At 38.9% G+C, this 17,487-nt stretch carries 16 protein-coding genes; 13 read left to right on the forward strand and 3 right to left on the reverse strand.

Translation table 11 applies throughout. From position 1 onward, the window contains the following. The first annotated feature begins 56 nt into the window (after positions 1-56). The 4 genes from EV194_RS13820 (at position 57) to def (ending at position 5,418) form a co-directional block, all read left to right on the forward strand. Entirely contained in the window at positions 57-1,067 is a 1,011-nt protein-coding gene (locus EV194_RS13820) for a dihydroorotate dehydrogenase-like protein (RefSeq protein ID WP_132434628.1), read from the forward strand. Between the two features lie 357 nt (positions 1,068-1,424). Continuing rightward, positions 1,425-4,136 carry a pyruvate, phosphate dikinase gene (ppdK, locus tag EV194_RS13825; protein WP_132434629.1) on the forward strand — a complete coding sequence of 904 codons (2,712 nt, stop codon included), beginning with the start codon at positions 1,425-1,427 and terminating at the stop codon, positions 4,134-4,136. Positions 4,137-4,275: 139 nt separating this feature from the next. Continuing rightward, entirely contained in the window at positions 4,276-4,689 is a 414-nt protein-coding gene (gene ruvX, locus EV194_RS13830; RefSeq protein ID WP_132434630.1) for a Holliday junction resolvase RuvX, read from the forward strand. 174 nt (positions 4,690-4,863) lie between these two features. Continuing rightward, complete coding sequence (gene def / locus EV194_RS13835; RefSeq protein WP_132434631.1) at positions 4,864-5,418, forward strand: peptide deformylase; 555 nt, start codon at positions 4,864-4,866, stop codon at positions 5,416-5,418. On the opposite strand, the gene EV194_RS13840 is transcribed toward def, so the two are convergent. Both EV194_RS13840 and EV194_RS13845 read right to left on the reverse strand, forming a co-directional pair. Further along, entirely contained in the window at positions 5,415-6,572 is a 1,158-nt protein-coding gene (locus EV194_RS13840) for a lipid II:glycine glycyltransferase FemX (protein ID WP_132434632.1), read from the reverse strand. The two genes, def and EV194_RS13840, sit on opposite strands and share 4 nt — an antisense overlap. Before the next feature lie 3 nt (positions 6,573-6,575). Continuing rightward, positions 6,576-7,718 (reverse strand): lipid II:glycine glycyltransferase FemX, encoded by a 1,143-nt coding sequence (locus tag EV194_RS13845; protein WP_132434633.1) that lies wholly within the window; start codon positions 7,716-7,718, stop codon positions 6,576-6,578. 391 nt (positions 7,719-8,109) lie between these two features. Here EV194_RS13845 and EV194_RS13850 point away from each other — a divergent pair, with 391 nt between their 5' ends. The 3 genes from EV194_RS13850 to EV194_RS13860 all read left to right on the forward strand — a co-directional run bounded on the left by EV194_RS13850 (position 8,110) and on the right by EV194_RS13860 (position 11,190). Next, entirely contained in the window at positions 8,110-8,892 is a 783-nt protein-coding gene (locus EV194_RS13850) for a hypothetical protein (protein WP_132434634.1), read from the forward strand. A 127-nt stretch (positions 8,893-9,019) separates the two neighbouring features. Further along, positions 9,020-10,081 carry a GNAT family N-acetyltransferase gene (locus tag EV194_RS13855; protein WP_132434635.1) on the forward strand — a complete coding sequence of 354 codons (1,062 nt, stop codon included), beginning with the start codon at positions 9,020-9,022 and terminating at the stop codon, positions 10,079-10,081. 38 nt (positions 10,082-10,119) lie between these two features. After that, on the forward strand, positions 10,120-11,190 hold the full coding sequence (locus EV194_RS13860; RefSeq protein ID WP_132434636.1) for a GNAT family N-acetyltransferase: 1,071 nt from the start codon (positions 10,120-10,122) through the stop codon (positions 11,188-11,190). On the opposite strand, the gene EV194_RS13865 is transcribed toward EV194_RS13860, so the two are convergent. Then, positions 11,187-12,356 carry an NAD(P)-dependent oxidoreductase gene (locus EV194_RS13865; protein WP_132434637.1) on the reverse strand — a complete coding sequence of 390 codons (1,170 nt, stop codon included), beginning with the start codon at positions 12,354-12,356 and terminating at the stop codon, positions 11,187-11,189. The genes EV194_RS13860 and EV194_RS13865 overlap by 4 nt on opposite strands. Positions 12,357-12,902: 546 nt before the next feature. On the opposite strand from EV194_RS13865, the gene EV194_RS13870 reads away from it, so the two are divergent. The 6 genes from EV194_RS13870 to EV194_RS13895 all read left to right on the forward strand — a co-directional run bounded on the left by EV194_RS13870 (position 12,903) and on the right by EV194_RS13895 (position 17,486). Beyond that, entirely contained in the window at positions 12,903-14,699 is a 1,797-nt protein-coding gene (locus tag EV194_RS13870) for an ABC transporter ATP-binding protein (RefSeq protein ID WP_132434638.1), read from the forward strand. A gap of 88 nt (positions 14,700-14,787) precedes the next feature. Further along, positions 14,788-15,183: a sugar 3,4-ketoisomerase gene (locus tag EV194_RS13875; RefSeq protein WP_132434639.1), complete on the forward strand. Its 396-nt coding sequence runs from the start codon at positions 14,788-14,790 to the stop codon at positions 15,181-15,183. Further along, entirely contained in the window at positions 15,155-15,604 is a 450-nt protein-coding gene (locus tag EV194_RS13880; protein ID WP_132434640.1) for a sugar 3,4-ketoisomerase, read from the forward strand. Before EV194_RS13875 ends, EV194_RS13880 begins: the two co-directional genes overlap by 29 nt. Then, complete coding sequence (locus EV194_RS13885) at positions 15,591-16,505, forward strand: DegT/DnrJ/EryC1/StrS family aminotransferase (RefSeq protein WP_132434641.1); 915 nt, start codon at positions 15,591-15,593, stop codon at positions 16,503-16,505. Before EV194_RS13880 ends, EV194_RS13885 begins: the two co-directional genes overlap by 14 nt. Continuing rightward, positions 16,502-16,999, forward strand: coding sequence for an acyltransferase (locus EV194_RS13890; protein ID WP_132434642.1), 498 nt, complete (start codon positions 16,502-16,504; stop codon positions 16,997-16,999). The genes EV194_RS13885 and EV194_RS13890 overlap by 4 nt, the downstream gene beginning before the upstream one ends. Positions 17,000-17,003: 4 nt before the next feature. Next, entirely contained in the window at positions 17,004-17,486 is a 483-nt protein-coding gene (locus EV194_RS13895; protein ID WP_132434643.1) for an acyltransferase, read from the forward strand. The last annotated feature ends 1 nt before the right edge of the window (position 17,487 follow it).

Consider the following 17,487-nt stretch of genomic DNA (forward strand, 5'->3'; position numbering starts at 1 on the left):
TAGTTGTGTAGAGAAAAATCGCAGATTTTATCGTTAATCCCTTAAATTTATCAGATATGAATATTTCAACCAACTACCTTGGACTAAAATTGAAGAACCCAGTCATTGTGGGTGCTTGTAATCTTTCACTCGACATTTCGAAAGCCAAAGAATTAGAAGAGGCAGGAGCTTCTGCCATTGTGTTTAAATCCTTATTTGAGGAGCAGCTTAATCTTGAAGCCGCCCAATTGAGTGAAGATTTACATCAGTATGATGATCGACATGCAGAAATGTTGAATCTTTTTCCTAACATCGAGCATTCAGGACCCAAAGCGCACTTGCTTGCGTTAAAGGAGTTAAAGGAGAATGTTTCAATTCCTGTTATTGCGAGTTTGAATTGTATTTACAAAGAGAGTTGGGAAGAGTATGCATTGCATTTGGCAAATGCTGGCGCAGATGCTTTGGAACTTAATTTCTATGCCACTATAACAGATGCGGATAAGGATCCGCATGAAATTGAGAATTTGCAGGTTGAGGTACTAAAAAAGATAAAAGGTAAAGTGAAAATTCCTGTTTCTGTTAAATTGAGCCCATATTACACAAATCCATTGGCCTTTATTAAACGACTAGAGGAAATTGGAGCTGATGGATATGTGCTTTTTAACAGATTGTTTCAACCTGATATTGATGTATGGGAAGAGGTTCTGCAAATGCCATATAATTTAAGCAAAGATGGTGACAACAGATTGTCACTTAGATACATGGGGTTGTTGTCTGGTCAGGTAAAAGGGTCTTTGGTAGCAAATACCGGAATATTAAAAGGCACAGATGTTGCTGCTTCAATTCTTGCTGGCGCTGATGCGGTTCAAGTTGTAAGTACTTTATATAAGAATGGAACTTCTGCCATTAACACAATTCTTAATGAACTTTCGGATTGGATGAACAAAAAGGGATATTCATCAATTGATGATTTTAAAGGAAAAATGTCGAAAACAAGTTTGAAACAACCATATGCTTATAAACGAGCACAGTATGTTGACTTTTTAATGAAAGCATCTGAATTCGAAAATCATTACCCTGTTAAATAAAGTTGTGAAATTTATTTTCTGTTGGGCTCCAAACAATATAATTGTTTGGAGCTCTTTTTATGAAATTCAATTACACTTTGGTTCAAATCTTTGCTTGTAAACAGTTTTTAAAGTGATTAATGTGTAGTACTCTTTTTTTAAGATAGCTTAATTATTTTTAGCAAAAAGTGTTTGGCACTTTTATCTGTGGATTATTGATTAAGTTGCTCAATTATAGTGTGATTTGGTTAAATCACGATTAACTACAAAAGGTAGTTAAAAAGTGAGAAAAATTCAGTTAATTTGTAGTGCCAAAAAATCGATAATGAAATAATTAAGTAATCAACTCAATATAACCAACAAACAAGAAAAACAGTTATGAGTAAAAAACGTGTTTATACTTTCGGTAACGGACAGGCCGAAGGAAAAGCAGATATGAAGAATCTGCTAGGTGGTAAGGGAGCAAATCTTGCTGAAATGAATTTGATTGGAGTGCCAGTGCCTCCTGGATTCACTATCACAACTGATACTTGTACAGAGTATAACCAATTAGGAAAAGAGAAAGTAATTGCTCTATTAAAAGAAGAGTGTGAAGCTGCAATGGCTTATGTTGAAAAAATAATGGGAACCAAATTTGGAGATAAAGAAAACCCATTATTGATGTCCGTTCGTTCAGGAGCAAGAGTATCAATGCCTGGTATGATGGACACCGTATTGAACCTTGGTCTTAATGATGAGGCTGTTGAAGGTATTGCAAAAAAATCAGGTAACGAGCGTTTTGCTTGGGATTCATATCGCAGATTTGTACAAATGTACGGAGACGTAGTAATGGGAATGAAACCTGAGTCAAAAGAGGATATTGATCCTTTTGAAGAAATCATGGAAGAAATGAAACATTCAAGAGGAATTGAGAATGATACAGATTTAACTGTTGATGACTTAAAAGAATTAGTTTCTAAATTTAAGGTAGCAGTAAAAGCTAAAACGGGACAAGATTTCCCTGTTGATCCATGGGAGCAATTATGGGGGTCTGTTTGTGCAGTATTCGACAGCTGGATGAATCCTCGTGCAAAATATTACCGTGCCATGAACCAATTCTCCGAAGAGTGGGGTACTGCAGTAAACGTTCAGGCAATGGTTTTTGGTAACATGGGCGATAACTCTGCAACAGGAGTTGCTTTTACGCGTGATTCTGCAACAGGAGAGAACATTTTTAACGGAGAGTACTTAATTAATGCTCAGGGAGAAGATGTTGTATCCGGGGTTCGTACACCTCAGGAAATTACTAAAGAAGGTAGTTTAAGATGGGCTAAACTCCAGGGAGTATCGGAAGAAGAGAGACTTGCTAAATTCCCCTCATTAGAAGAGGCGATGCCTGCTGCTTACAAAGAGTTGAATGAAACTCAAAGAAAATTAGAGGAGTACTTCAAAGATATGCAAGATCTTGAGTTTACCATTCAGGATGGTAAACTGTGGATGCTTCAAACTCGTAGCGGAAAGCGTACTGCTGCTGCAATGGTTAAAATTGCAATGGATATGCTTAAAGAGGGCATGATTGATGAAAAAACTGCAATCTTGCGTCAAGATCCCAATAAATTAGATGAGTTATTACACCCTGTATTTGACAAAGAAGCCATAAAAGGAGCTAACGTTATAGCAAAAGGATTACCAGCTTCTCCGGGTGCTGCTACCGGGCAGATTGTTTTCCATGCCGATGAGGCGAAAAAATATCCGGTTTCAATATTGGTACGTATCGAAACTTCTCCTGAAGATTTAGAAGGTATGGATATTGCAAAAGGAATTTTGACTGCAAAGGGAGGTATGACTTCTCACGCTGCTGTAGTAGCTCGAGGAATGGGTAAATGCTGTGTATCTGGTGCAGGTGAATGTGTTATTGATTACAAAGCCAGAACTCTTAAACTAAAAGGTAAGACTTATAATGATGGAGATTGGATTTCTCTAAATGGTTCTACCGGTGAGGTTTATGAAGGAAAGATTGCTACTATTGATGCTGAATTAAGTGGCGATTTTGGCGAAATTATGGATTTATCAGATAAATTCCGTAAGATCGATGTAAGAACAAATGCTGAAACTGAGAGAGAGTGTAAAGTGGCATTGAAATTTGGAGCTGCAGGTATTGGTCTTTGTCGTACTGAGCACATGTTCTTCGAAGGAGAGCGTATTAAGGCTATGCGTGAAATGATTTTGGCTGACGATGAGACCGGAAGAAGAAAAGCTCTTGAGAAACTATTGCCAATTCAGCGCAAAGATTTTTATGATGTATTCAAAGTAATGGCCGGACTACCTGTTACCGTTCGTCTATTAGATCCACCATTGCATGAGTTTGTTCCTCACGAAGAGGCAAACCAGGCTGAAATGGCTAAAGAAATGGGTATTTCGGTTGAAACGGTTAAACAAAAGGTAGAAGACTTACATGAGTTTAACCCAATGTTAGGACATAGAGGTTGTCGTTTAGGTAACACTTATCCTGAAATCACTGAAATGCAAGCTCGTGCTATTATTGAAGCCGCTCTGGATCTTAAGAAGGAAGGAATTTCTACATTACCTGAAATTATGATTCCTCTTATTGGTAACGTTAAAGAGTTGAAATTTCAAGAGAGCATAGTAAGAGAAACCATCGCAAAAGTATTTGCTGAGCGTAACGAATCTATTGATTTCCTTGTAGGTACAATGATTGAAGTTCCTCGCGCTGCTCTTACTGCTGATGAAGTTGCAGAGGTAGCTGAGTTCTTCTCATTTGGAACAAACGATTTAACTCAGATGGCTTTAGGATATTCTCGTGATGATGCAGGTAAATTTTTACCAGAGTACATTGCAAAAGGAATTTTAAAGCACGATCCTTTCCAGGTGTTAGATCAAGAAGGTGTTGGTCAGTTAGTGAAAATGGGTATTGAAAAAGGAAGAAGCAAACGTAATAACCTGAAAATCGGTATTTGCGGTGAACACGGAGGTGAGCCTTCATCGGTTGAGTTCTGTGTAAAAGCAGGAATGAACTACGTTTCTTGTTCTCCTTTCCGTGTGCCTATTGCACGTTTGGCTGCGGCCCAGGCTAATATTAAGCAGTCGTAAGTAGTTATAGAGTTTTTATAACTGAGATAAATCAAAGCCGCCCCCGTTTAAGGGGCGGCTTTTTTGTGTCTGATTCAAAATTCTTCATTCTCCAATATTTTCTGTAATTTTGCACGTTCAATTATTTAAAATTAGGAATTTGGCACGTGTATTGGCCTTTGATGTAGGAAAAAAACGGGTAGGTATTGCAGCCACCGATCCATTGCAAATTATTGCAAATGGGATTACAACATTACAGGTGCATGATGTACTGCCGTTTTTAAAAGAATATCTTTTAAAAGAGGAGGTGGAGTTGTTCGTTGTGGGGTACGCGCGCCAGGCAAACGGTGAAGACTCTGAATCAATGAACTATATTCGCCCCTTTGTGAATAGTTTAAAGAACAAATTCCCGCAAATACCTGTTAAATGGGTAGATGAACGTTATACCAGTCAGTTGGCATTAAAGGCCATGATTGATGGAGGGATGAAAAAAATGGCTCGACGCGATAAAGCGATGGTGGATAAAATAAGCGCCACCATTATTTTGCAGAGTTATCTGGACGGGGGCAGGTAAAGTGAAAGTTTTCGAGCTATGTTTGGATTTAGAGAATGATTGAAGTAATACAAAGTGAAGAGATATTAGGTATGCTGTATGAGAAGGCGGTTTTGTATATGGCAGGTATGTTCTCTAAGTAAAAATTGCTAATCGCACTGTAATTAATATAAATAGCAGATTATATATTAGAAGATGATTTATCCGGTAGTAGTATATGGCCATCCGGTTTTGCGGAAAGTGGCAGAGGAAATTGACAGTGATTATGAAGGTTTATCTCAATTGATTGAAGATATGTGGGAAACCATGTACAAAGCTGATGGGGTAGGACTTGCTGCCCCGCAGATTGGCATCCCAATCCGGTTGTTTGTAATTGATGGTAATGACCTGGCTGAAGATTTCCCTGAGCTGAACGGATTTAAGAAGGTTTTTATTAATGCCGAAATTGTAGAGTTTGAAGGTTCAAAAGTAAATGAAGCCGAAGGATGTTTAAGTCTTCCGGGTATTCGGGAGGAAGTTTCCCGTCCCGGTAAAATCAGGATTCGTTACGACGATGAAAATTTTGTTGAACACGATGAGGTTTACGAAGGTTTTGCGGCTCGCATCATTCAGCACGAATATGATCATATTGAAGGCAAATTATTTGTGGATTATCTTTCGCCCTTAAGAAAGCGACTGATAAAACGACGATTGAATGCCATCTCGGAAGGCAAGGCAGAAACCAGCTATAAGATCAAACTTCCACGTTAAACAGGAACCTGTTTTTCTTTTCTGCGGTTTTTCCTGATTATGCGAATTGTTTTCCTGATAATCTGGTTGTGAATCAGATATTTTGACGAGAATAGTAACAACCATTTAATAAATGGTGATGAAAACCAGGTATAAGTTCCGGGGTAGAATATGGTTTCACCACCAAATCTCATTTTGTAAAATGTTGCGCCAAAACGAACCCTGTTTTTAATTTCCTGATTTATCTCCTGGCCTGATAAAATAGCCTTTGCAGAAACATCATCCAATTGAACCAGGTCATAAAACTCGAATCCGTTTTCCTTTGCCCATAGCATTAACTGCCATGTTATGGCATCTGAGAAATTTGCTGATGAATATTCTCCACTCCAGCCCCAAATTGTGTCGCGAAATGTGTTGCCAAATGTAAAGGCCAAAGATGCAGAAACGACTTCCCCGTTTATCTCTCCAATTAACATAGTCACCCAACCATTAGGATGCATTTTGTCCCATAAGTCGTAAAGATAGTTGATATCGGGGTAGCTGCTTTGAACACCAATTCTTTCGCAGGTTTTATTAACCAAAGCAAACAACAACGGAATATCTTCTCTTTTGCCGGGCTTTAATTGGATGGGATTTTTTAGTCCTTCTTTGACACTTTTTCTTCGATTCTTTTTAAAGCCGGCGAGGATTCCTTCCTCAGTTTGACGCAAATCAATGACCTGTGTGCTTTTTATGTTGGGATTAGGAGGGATATAATCCGGATGTCGTCTGAATCCATTTTTTTTAATAATATCTATAAATCTGGGTAATTTGTAATGTATATCAATGGTTAGATAGCGTAACTTTTGTTTTCTGGCAAACTTCTTAATTTCCTTTAAAAGTATTACAGCCCCATTTACCTGATTACCTGAAAAGCAAGGACCTTGAGAGATGTAACCCACCTTTCCAAAAAGCGGGATGTCCATAGTATATATTTGTGTTCCACAAAGAATTTCATCATCTCTTTTTACAATTAATCTTGTTGCTTTCCAACCATCCCAATGTTTTAAATCACCCCAAAGGGAGGTTTGTTCGTAACTTGCTCCGTCCATTAAACTTGCAAATTGATCCCACTCAGGGCTTGGAGTTGAGGTGCAAATTTCTGTAGATATTTTAAGCTTCTCCTTTTTGTTCATAAATCAGTTTTTATGAGACGCTTTGTTTCTGATTATTCTGATGATTTTTTTTATTAAAGAATTGTTCAACAGGTATTTTGCTGAGACAGTAAACAGCAGTTTTTTGAATTTCGAAGGGAAAAAAGAATAAACTCCAGGATAAAATATTACATCTCCACCAAATCGCATTTTATAAAAGGTTGAACCGTAATGGGGGCGTTCCTTTATTTCTTCTGTTACATGGTTGTTGCCTGCCAAAATAGCTTTGGCAGAGATGGTATCAAGATGAACAAAATCATAATATTTAAAGCCATTTTCTTTAGCCCAACAAATGGTTTTCCAATCGATAACGTCTGAAGCATTCAAATGCACATAGTCACCTGACCAACCCCAGATGCTGTTTCTGAAGGTATCACCAAAAGTGAAACTCAACGATGCGCATACCGGCTGTCCGTCTGTTTCTGCAATGTGCATGACTACCCATTTGTTGGGAGCAAATGTATCCCATAATTTATACAAGAATGAGATGTCCGGGTAGAGTGGCTTTGTATCTCTTCTTTTACAGGTTTGATCTATTAAATCAAAAAGTAGTTCTATATCGTTTCTTGTACCGGTTCTGATTTCCAATCCATGTTTTAATCCGGAGCGGATACTTTTTCGCCTACCCGATTTAAAACCTGCCATTATTGTATCCAATTCCTGAGTAAGATCCAGAATTAAAGTACTTGTAATTGGGGCTTCAGGTGGTAGTCGATCGGGATGTGGTGAGAAATCTTTATCTTCGGTAATTTGTGGTAATTCCTTAAGGTTGTAGGCCATATCAACCGTTGTGAATTGAAGTTTGTTCTTTTTTGTGAATTCTTTGATTTGGTCAATCAATAGTTTAACGGCATCATTCTCGGCGCTTTTTATACATGGACCTTGTTGGATATATCCAAATTGACCGAAAAATGGAATTTCAATGGTGAGTATTTGCGCTCCGCAAACAATCTTATCATTCTCTTTTACTATTACTCTGGCTGAACTCCAACCGGATAACGTCATGGTGTCGGCCCAAACCGATGATTGTTCATGACATACCGATGATATTCCGGATATAAATTGGTCCCATTCGGGGTTCGTCTGATTGGTACATATCTCAAAGGTCAAAGAGTTATTCTGACTCATACTGGAAGTTTTTCATGTTATATTATTATCAAATGTAGAAAGAATATGCTCCATATTCTCTCTTTTTATATCAATGGAATCCTTTTTTTGATTAACAGTGCATATTGTTATTCCAACTTTAAATGTAAACAAGCAATCATCACATTTGATTATGAAAATTGATCAAAGCATTTTATGTTTTGATCAATTAATTCAATTCGTTGGTGGAAGATGATATGAGAATATAGAACTGTTTTCTTAACTTGAAGTTCTCTTTTAAACTACTGTATAATCTCGAAGCGATTATACAGTTATCCTTAAAAATCCATTTTTGGAGTACATTTCTACTCCCCTTTAAATGTTCCTACAGTTCCTATGGTTTTTATATTAAAATCACCATAAATATATTGCTATGATTAAATTTTTTATTTTCATCAACAAAATTTACAAAAAGAATTGGGTGCCAAAACGAATATTCAGGTTTCCGTATAGTCTCCTAGTCGGGATGTGTCTTGGATTGTTTAAGCGCGATGATTTGGCTAAGATTGATCGTATTTTATATGATGAAAGAAAAGAGTACTTTAACGACGAGCACAATAAGCATTTGCATAAATGGGAAAAGCAGTTTGTTAAGAGATATTTTTCCAAAGTAAAAACCATTTATATTACCGCAGTTGGTGGTGGAAGAGAGTTATATGGATTTCATAAACTCGGGTTTAAAGTAGCCGGCTGTGAATACAATAGCCTTTTTAGAAAAAATGGCAATGAATTTTTTAAAAGGGAAAACCTGCCACTTGCCATTGAGCCTGTGGAGAGGGATGATTTTCCCGAACTCAATAAAACCTATGATGCAGTAATTATTGGTTGGGGATCTTACATTCACGTAAAAGGGCGCGATGTACGTGTAAATATGCTGCGTAAGGCCTCAAAGGTACTGGAAAAAGACGGGATTATTGTTGTTTCATATTGGCCTGCAAAATGGATGAGGCTTAACTCTAAACGGCTTGAAAAGGTTGGTAACTTTTTTGCCCGTATACGGGGCAATGAGACTGTGGAAAGGGGGGATTGTTTGGATCCTGAATTTGTGAAATTTTATCATTCCGATGAGATTAAGGAGGAGTTAAATGACGCAGGATTTGACCTTTTTGAGTACCAGGAAGATGAATTCGGAGTGGCGATTGGAAAAAAAAGATAATAGAAATAGGGCATATACATTGGTCACTTAATTCTTACTGTTAGTAAACATGATTTATGGAATCATGTAAAAAAAGTAAATATCTCCCTTTTATGAAGTAATTTCACTCTGTTAAGAATTAAAGTGTATGGAATATAACAGAGAGCAGCTTCCCAATCAAATAATAGTTCAATTTGTAGATGATACCCAATGGAGTTCTGACTTAAATAGTTTTAGATATAGTCTGTTTCTATCTCCCGAATGGGTTAACTCTGTTTGCAACAAGTCGGTTCGTCCCGTCTTTCTGAATTTTTTAATGGATGACACTATCGTTGCAAAACTATCCGGTATACTTATCAATGGCGGAAAAATTAAAGGCGTACAGTTGTATTGCTATGCTTCACCGGCATTAAAATCTGATGATGAGAAACTATATAACTCTGTTCATCTGGCTCTTTTAGAATTTGCAAAACATGAAAGAATTGCAAGAATTGTATTGGGCTCATACGACCAGCAGCATACTATGGAGTGCAATACAGCTGGTTTTTTTAAAACCCGGCGCTTTGAATATGTTGTGAACCTGAATAATGGCGAGAACTTGCATTTCAGCAAAGGTTTTAAGAAGAACGTAAAAAAGGCGTTGAATGCTGGAGTTAAAATATCCAGCAGTAATTCTCTGGAAGTTCTTGAGAAGTTGTTTGAATTACTTGAGAATACACGTCAGGTTCGCATCCAAAAGTATGGAAACGATTACAACCCTTTTTATCTGCAACTCATGAATAAGGGGTCAATAACTCGTTTGGTTCAAAGTAAAGCCGGCATGTTGCATTATGTGGTGGATGAAAATGAAGAAATTCACTGTGTTGTATTAAACATTGAACAGGATGGGCGGGTTTATGGTCTGTTGATGGGTTCAGATGATTTTGCATATCAAAATGGGCTCTCTTCACTGGTTGACCATTCCTTTATTGAAAAGTTTAAAAATGAAGGGTTTAAATATTATAACCCGGGTGGAGGAACTGGAGATGATGGAAATGCAGGGATTGAAAAATATAAAAGTTCAATGGGTGCTGAAAAGATTGAACTCAGTGGTTCTACGACCAATTTTCTTATTTATCCCCAAAAATTTCTGAACCCGTTATTAAATTTAGGACGCAAACTCCCTGCATCAGATAAGGGGGTAATTGGTTTCCTGAAGAGATTTATATAGAAATTATCTTTAAATAAATGTTTTAAAGTCAAAGAACTATGACCATGGTTAGGGTAAAAGATAAAATCAGGGTAAAAGAGGTATCGAAAGAGGAGTATGAATCAGGTTTGTCTGATTATTGTTATAGTCTTTTTTTAACGTCGGCTTTTATGGAATCTGTGGCCGATGGGAAGCAGATCATTTACCTGCATTTTGAACGAGGTGGCACTGTGGTAGCTAAAATTGCAGGACTTGTAGAGTACGGTAGCCGCATTACCGGTCGCTATTTTTATTTCTATGCAGGTCCGGCATTAATAGAAAAAAGCGAGGAGTTATACAATGAATGTCTCAGGCCACTATTAAAATTTGCCAAAAGAAAAGGCCTTTCAAAAATTGATATGCTATATTATGACCAGCAGTATCAATGGAAGTGTAAAGCCAAAGGTTTTTTTCATCGTACAAATCGTGAATTTGTGCGATTCCTGGAAAATGAAGAAGAACCGCTGAAGTTTAGCAAATCAATCAAGTACAATTCCAGAAAGGCCGCTAAGCTGGAACCAAAGCTGCATGAGGAGACTTCTCAACGCATTCTGGATAAACTACATGAGCTGTTGTCTGAAACACAGAGGATAAGGAATGAAAAATTTAACGGAAAATACTATCCTTACCCATATAAAAACATGAGTAAAGAAGCGGTAGATAAGCTGTTTGCTGCGGGGTTACTTCGACTTTATTATCTGGAGGTTGATGGAGAAATACACTGTGTAAGATGTGCATTGGTGCGTGACAAGAGGATGTATGGGATTATGATTGCTGCCGACGAGTTTGCCTATGCCAATGGATTGCAGCACTATTTACAGCACCATCTGATAACCCAAATCCATAAAGAAGGATATAAATATTATAATGTTTCCATTGTAGATTTTGGCGAGGATGGATTGGTGAGCTATAAGGAATCTTTAGGATGTAAGCTCCATAAGGTTCATGGAGCTTACACGCATTTTATAACTTTTCCACATGTGCTATTAAATCCGGTTATGAATACAGGCCGTTTCCTGGCAAAGAGTCCTTTATTTGCCAAAGTGGTTAAATTTGGCTCAAAGATAATTGCCGGTCGTGATGATGACTAAAAACGAGCAGTAATAATTGCTCGTGCAGCCATTGTTTCGTTCCAGGCATTAAGAGCCATTGATTCAGGAACCTCAACATCATCAAAAGTGACCATCTGTCCGGGTTCCAGTTTTCGCTTTATATGCACATGTTCCATGAGGCCAATTGGAACCATGGTTTCGTTGCCTTCCAATTCAACTACTTCACCACGCACGAAAAATGAACCAATTCCTTTATCAATAATGGTTCCCGGAGCAATTTCCTTTTTGGCTATGGTGGCAACTCCTGTGGTTGGGTTTTTTCCATTGTCCAGCAATACATTTCGGGTTATATAAAACTGCTTAATGGTTTTGGGAATTTCAAAATAGCACAAATGGATGGGTTTGTAGTGCAGGTAGAAAGGTCCGTCTCCCATTTTGTATGTCTTTAACCCTTTTGCAAGTTCGGGATGATGTGTTGCCACTATAAAAACCCCGGGAGGAGCCTGCGGAGAGATGATGTAATCGCTTAAAACTTTATTCTGTTTGATGGCCTCTGCAGCCAACGCCTTGGCTCCGTCGTCGAGGTTTGATACTCTTTCGCCGATAAGTCCCTGTTTAGCTATTTGAGCATTGAATCCATTGGCTACCAGGCACTGTTCTATTTGCAATTTTGTGCCATCGGTAAAGGATGTTACCGAATTTAGTGTAAATCCTTGTTTTTCGGCCCAGTAAGTCATTTCCTCTACTGGAGGATTCTGATTTAAAAAACCTTTTATATTGCCATACACCAGGGGTGTGAAGCCCATTTCAATAATTTCATTGTGAAGAGCAGCCAAACATCCGGGTTGGTCGCCTTCTGCTTCGGTAATTTGTCCTTTTTGCGATAGCCATGAACCGGACAGAACCTGGGTGTCGGCATCCATGGTCACCACAGGGAGGTTAAATGTAAATGCAATGGTGGCAATTTCGGTGGAGTAGAGTGGGTCTCCGGTGCTGATGACAATGATGTCAGAATTTTCCATGAGTCTCTCAGGCTCGTGGGTTAATAAACTCTGGTCAACTTCCAGACCGGGTATATTTCCTTTTCGCCGCGTCAGTATACCTGCGATTTTCATGTCGTTCCTTTTCGACAACAGAAGTGCCAACCCCCGTCCAATACATCCGGTGCCAACGATACCTACTCTTATAATCGGATATGTAGTCATAAATAATACAGTTTGTGAATTAAATTTTGGACTTTTTCCATTTTGTACTCACAAATTAGCGCCATTTATTTCATAAAAACACCTTGTTTTGATGGTTGGTATAAACAGGGTGATGAACAGCAGGTTTCGAATGATGGAGAGTTGATGTTTTCAAAAACATCAATTGAAACCTTTACGTTTCATATAAAAAATGCATTTTTCATTCATCTTATAAATGTAGTTTTTCGGCATTGATTTACCGTAATTAATCACATTTTAAAAAAAGTTTGTGTTGAGAGTACTAAATTAGTACTCTCAACAGCATTGAAATCGACTGAACACATCCATCTGTAGAATGTGACTCAGGAGGCGGAGCCGTGATGAACGGCGTCGATTTTTAATAAAATGAAACGAGCCATGAGAATCGTCAGATCGACGAAGTCAAAGCTTTTCTCACACAGGTGAAGTACTGAGCCTAGTCGAAGTAAGAATGATTATCTGGCGAGTTCTCCCGAGTACTCGGGAACCTTAAAATACAAATTATAGACACATGAAATTCCTATATTAATGCTTAAACACATAAAAAACACAAGTCAGATTCGCTACTTTCTTTTCTATTATGAAAAATTGGGATGGCGCATTCCTCTTCTATTATTTATGAGCGCCATTGTGGCTTTTTTTGATGGCCTCGGACTGGCTTTGTTTATACCCTTGTTTCAGGTTGCTGAATCGGGAGATGCATCTGCCTCTGATATGGGAAACCTGGATTACTTAATCCGGGTTTTTGATTATCTGGGTATTGATTTAACGGTTGGGGTCATTCTGGTTTTTCTTTTGGGGATGTTTGCTTTTAAAGGGATTATCGGGTTTATCAATATGTATTATTTCACGCGCATACGGGTGAAATTTATGAAGGAGCTCCGCATAAAACTGGTTCAGGGACTATGTAATATTTCTTATCCGGGCTTTGTAAATATTGACCTGGGTCGCATCCAAAATGTGATTACTGCCGAAATTGGAAAGGCCGGTGGTGCACTTTTGGGTTACCTTAGTACATTGCAAGCAGCCATTATGTTGGTGGGATATTTGGCTCTGGCATTTATGGCCAACTTTAAATTTGCTTTGCTTATTACACTTGCTGGTTTATTGTCCAGTTTTATCTATAGATACATCAACAGAAAGGTTGAAACTTCATCTCTGGAGCAATCATATATAGGTAATGGTTTGCAGGGAAAAGTACTGGAATCGGTGTGGAACTACAAGTATTTAAAAGCCACAGACTTAATCTCGAAGTACCGAAGCATGTTAATTGGTCTCATTAACGAAGCCGAAGATTTAACCATGCGCATGGGCAAACTCAATGCCATTTCGGCAGCTTTGCGCGAACCGGTTTCCATTGCTATGGTGGCCGGGGTTATATTCGTTCAGGTGGTTCTGTTCGATGTTTCTATGTTTAGCATAGTGTTAAGTCTGGTGTTTTTCTATCGCTCGTTAACCAGCCTAATGTCAGTTCAGAACTCATGGCAAAGCTTTTTGGTCAGTTCCGGAGGGATTAAAACGGTAAGGGAGCTGTATGAAGAGTTCGACCGCAAAGTTGAAAGCACCCACCACGAGGATTTGGAGCCTTTAAATACTGAAATTCGCTTTGAAGATGTTTACTTCTCATATGGAAAAAATATTTCGCCGGTATTAAACGGCATATCCCTCTCCATTCAAAAAAATCAGACCATTGCATTTGTGGGTGAGAGTGGCTCAGGTAAAACCACCATCGTAAACATGATGGCCGGACTGCTTCTACCTGAAAGAGGAAAGCTATTAATTGACGGAGTGCCTTTAACGCCTGCACGAGTACGCAGCTTCCGGCGCATGGTTGGATACATCACACAGGAGCCGGTGGTGTTTAATGATACGGTGTTTAACAATGTTACCTTTGGTTCTGAAAAGTCGGAGGAGAACATTAAGCGATTCTGGGAAGTGATGGAAAAAACAGCACTTACCGCTACCATTAAAAATATGCCTGAAGTAGAGGACTCCATGTTGGGCGATAACGGTGTATTGATTTCTGGCGGACAAAAGCAGCGCATCTCTATCGCGAGGGAACTCTTCCGTGATTGTTCTCTTTTGTTGATGGATGAGGCCACATCGGCTCTCGATTCTGAAAACGAGGGAATTATTCAGGCTAATATCAATGCACTGAAAGGAAAATATACCATTGTCATCATAGCGCACCGTTTATCAACGGTTCGCAATGCCGATGTGATTTACCTGTTGGATAAGGGGCAGATTGCCGCTTCGGGCACCTTTGCCGAACTTCAGGAAAAATCCCCCCGTTTCCGTAAAATGGTTGAACTACAGGAATTCTAAGTAATTGTTTAAATTTAGGTTCTAAGAATCTAATATCTAAAAATCTATTTAATTGATTCGATATAAAATTTTAAACAGTCTCTAAAACATGGAACAACTGATTGATTTACCCAAGATTCCCGACAAAAGGGGAAATCTCACTTTTCTCGAAAACCAAAAACAATTTCCTTTTAAGGTAAATCGTGTTTATTGGACGTATGATGTTCCAGGTGGAGAGTTACGCGGAGGGCATGCATATCATGCGCAGCAGGAGGTCATCATTGCGCTTTCAGGAAGTTTTGATGTGATTATTAAAGATAAAAACGGACAAGAAAGGAAATACCATCTCAACCGCTCATATAAAGCACTTTATGTGCCGCCACTTACGTGGCGTCACATGGAAAATTTCAGTACCAATGCACTTTCATTGCATATTTCCTCACATCCGTTTTCAGAATCCGATTATATAAGAGATTATGAGTTATTCTGCAAACTTAACCGGTAAAGAGACCCTTCCTTCAGTTTTTGATTGCCACATCTATCAACTGAGGCAAATTTCGGCTGTTTCCGGCAGGATTACGCCTGTTGAGAATGGATTTGATTTGCCTTTTGATGTGCAACGGGTGTTTTATCTATATGATATTCCAGCAGGCGAAAATCGCGGAGCTCATTCGCATATTGCCTGTCACCAGTTTTTAGTGGCGGCAAGTGGTAGTTTCGAAGTCATGGTGGAAGATGGCATTCACCGCAAAACACTTTTTCTGAATCAGCCATTTATGGGGCTGCACATTCCTCCCGGAATATGGGCAAGGGAGCAAAACTTTTCTTCGGGCTCCATTTGTCTTGTGTTAACTTCACACTCTTATGATGAGTCGGACTATATTCGTTCTTATGATGATTATCTGAAATTCCGTGGATTGGAGTAACGGCTATATCATAAATCCCGATGATTTCCGGAACGGTCAGCTTCTGATGTCACCGTTTACAAGTGGTTATCAATTCAGAAATCATAAATTGTGGAGCAATTTTCTGGATGATGGTCTGCCGTATGTGACTGTTGACGACAGAAAATTCTACATCACACCATCAGGTACATCAGCGCTGGAGGCTGTGTTGAATCAAATCAATCCTGCTCCCGAGAATGAGGTGTGGATTGTTACTACCAGCGGAAATCATTATATCAGCGGGTGCGTTACGCGTACCATTGAGAAATTTTGTCGGTGGAGTCGTCAAAAAACTGAAAAAACCAAAGCCATTTTGGTGAATCACGAATTTGGGTTTGTGCATGATGAGGTAGAAAAGCTGACCGCTCACCATCTTCCTTTAATCGAAGATTGTGCCTATTCAATGTATTCAGGCAAAAATGGCAAAAAGGCCGGAACAGTTGGCGATTTTGCCATTTTCAGCATGGCAAAAATGTTTCCGGTTCAGGCCGGAGGTTTGATTGTTTCAAACAGGGGGCTGGAATTCTCCGGAGTTTGTGAAACAAACAGCCGGAAATACTTCAAGGCATGTTTTCATTATTATCAGCAGCAAAGCGAACAAATTATTGATGGGCGGCTGAAAAATTTCAGATTATTCGAAGAAAAATTCGGAAAGGCAGGTCTGGAAACTCGTTTTGAGCCACAAGTTGGAGAAGTTCCCGGTGCATTTCTGTTTAAAGCTCCCGGATGGCCGCTTGACGAGCTGAAAATATTTCTTCAGAAACAAGGCATTGAATGCAGTGTTTTTTATGGTGAAGATGCGTTCTATCTGCCTTGTCATCAAAACATGAATGTTGATCATATAAATTATATTCTGACATTGATTAAATTTTTCAAAAAATGATACTTTCCAACATTTCCTTTGGCGAAAATGTGGTTGTTCATCCATCAACTTCCATCAATAATGTGGCGTTTGGCAATGATGTAAAAATTGCTAAAGAGTGCACCATTCATGGTAGTGAAGAGCATGTCGTTAAAATTGGTTCAGGTACCATTTTCGGAATGTATGTGACTCTTGACGGAACCGAAGCAGATGTTAAATTGGGCAAAAATGTTTCCATTGCTCAGCACAATGTTATTGTTTCTAATTGGGGATTAGCTGAAAAATCTGCCATCAATGTACTTTTTGAAAAGAAATCTGCACCTATTTCAATCGGAGACCATTCATGGATTGGCTCCGGATGCGTTATTGCACCGGGTGTAACCATTGGAAAGTTTTGTATTGTAGCTTCAAACAGTTATGTTGATACTGATGTGCCTGATTATACGATTGTAGGAGGAAACCCCGCGCGTTTTATCAGGAAAGTTGAACTTCCGGAGTTGGATGTAAATAGTTAATGGCATGATTCATTCTAATATTATTACAGGTAAGAATGTTTCTGTTCATCCTTCTGTTTCACTCAACAATGTGAAGTTGGGCGATGACGTAAAGATTGGAAAACGGACCACCATTTTTGGACATCCTTCAAGAATCCTTCAAATAGGAGATGGAACGCGTATTGGCAACAACACCATCATCAACGGGTTTGCAGCGTCTTTATCCATAGGTAAGCGGTGTTCCATCGGAACGTTTTGCCATTTTATTGTGGATACGGGACCTACAGCAAGTCCACAAATGTTAAAGAAATATCCTATAACGGAGGCTCCAATAGCTGTTGGGGATGACTGTTTTATTGGCCACGGCACCATGATAATTGCCGGTGTTACCATCGGTGATGGGGTGATTATCCGTCCTAAAAGTTTTGTAAATCGTGATATTCCATCTTTTTCGGAGGTGGGAGGCTCTCCGGCAAAAATAATCAGGTCGCTGGATATGCTTAAATAAC

The organism is Natronoflexus pectinivorans (assembly GCF_004345615.1).
Classification (GTDB): Bacteria; Bacteroidota; Bacteroidia; order Bacteroidales; family Marinilabiliaceae; genus Natronoflexus; species Natronoflexus pectinivorans.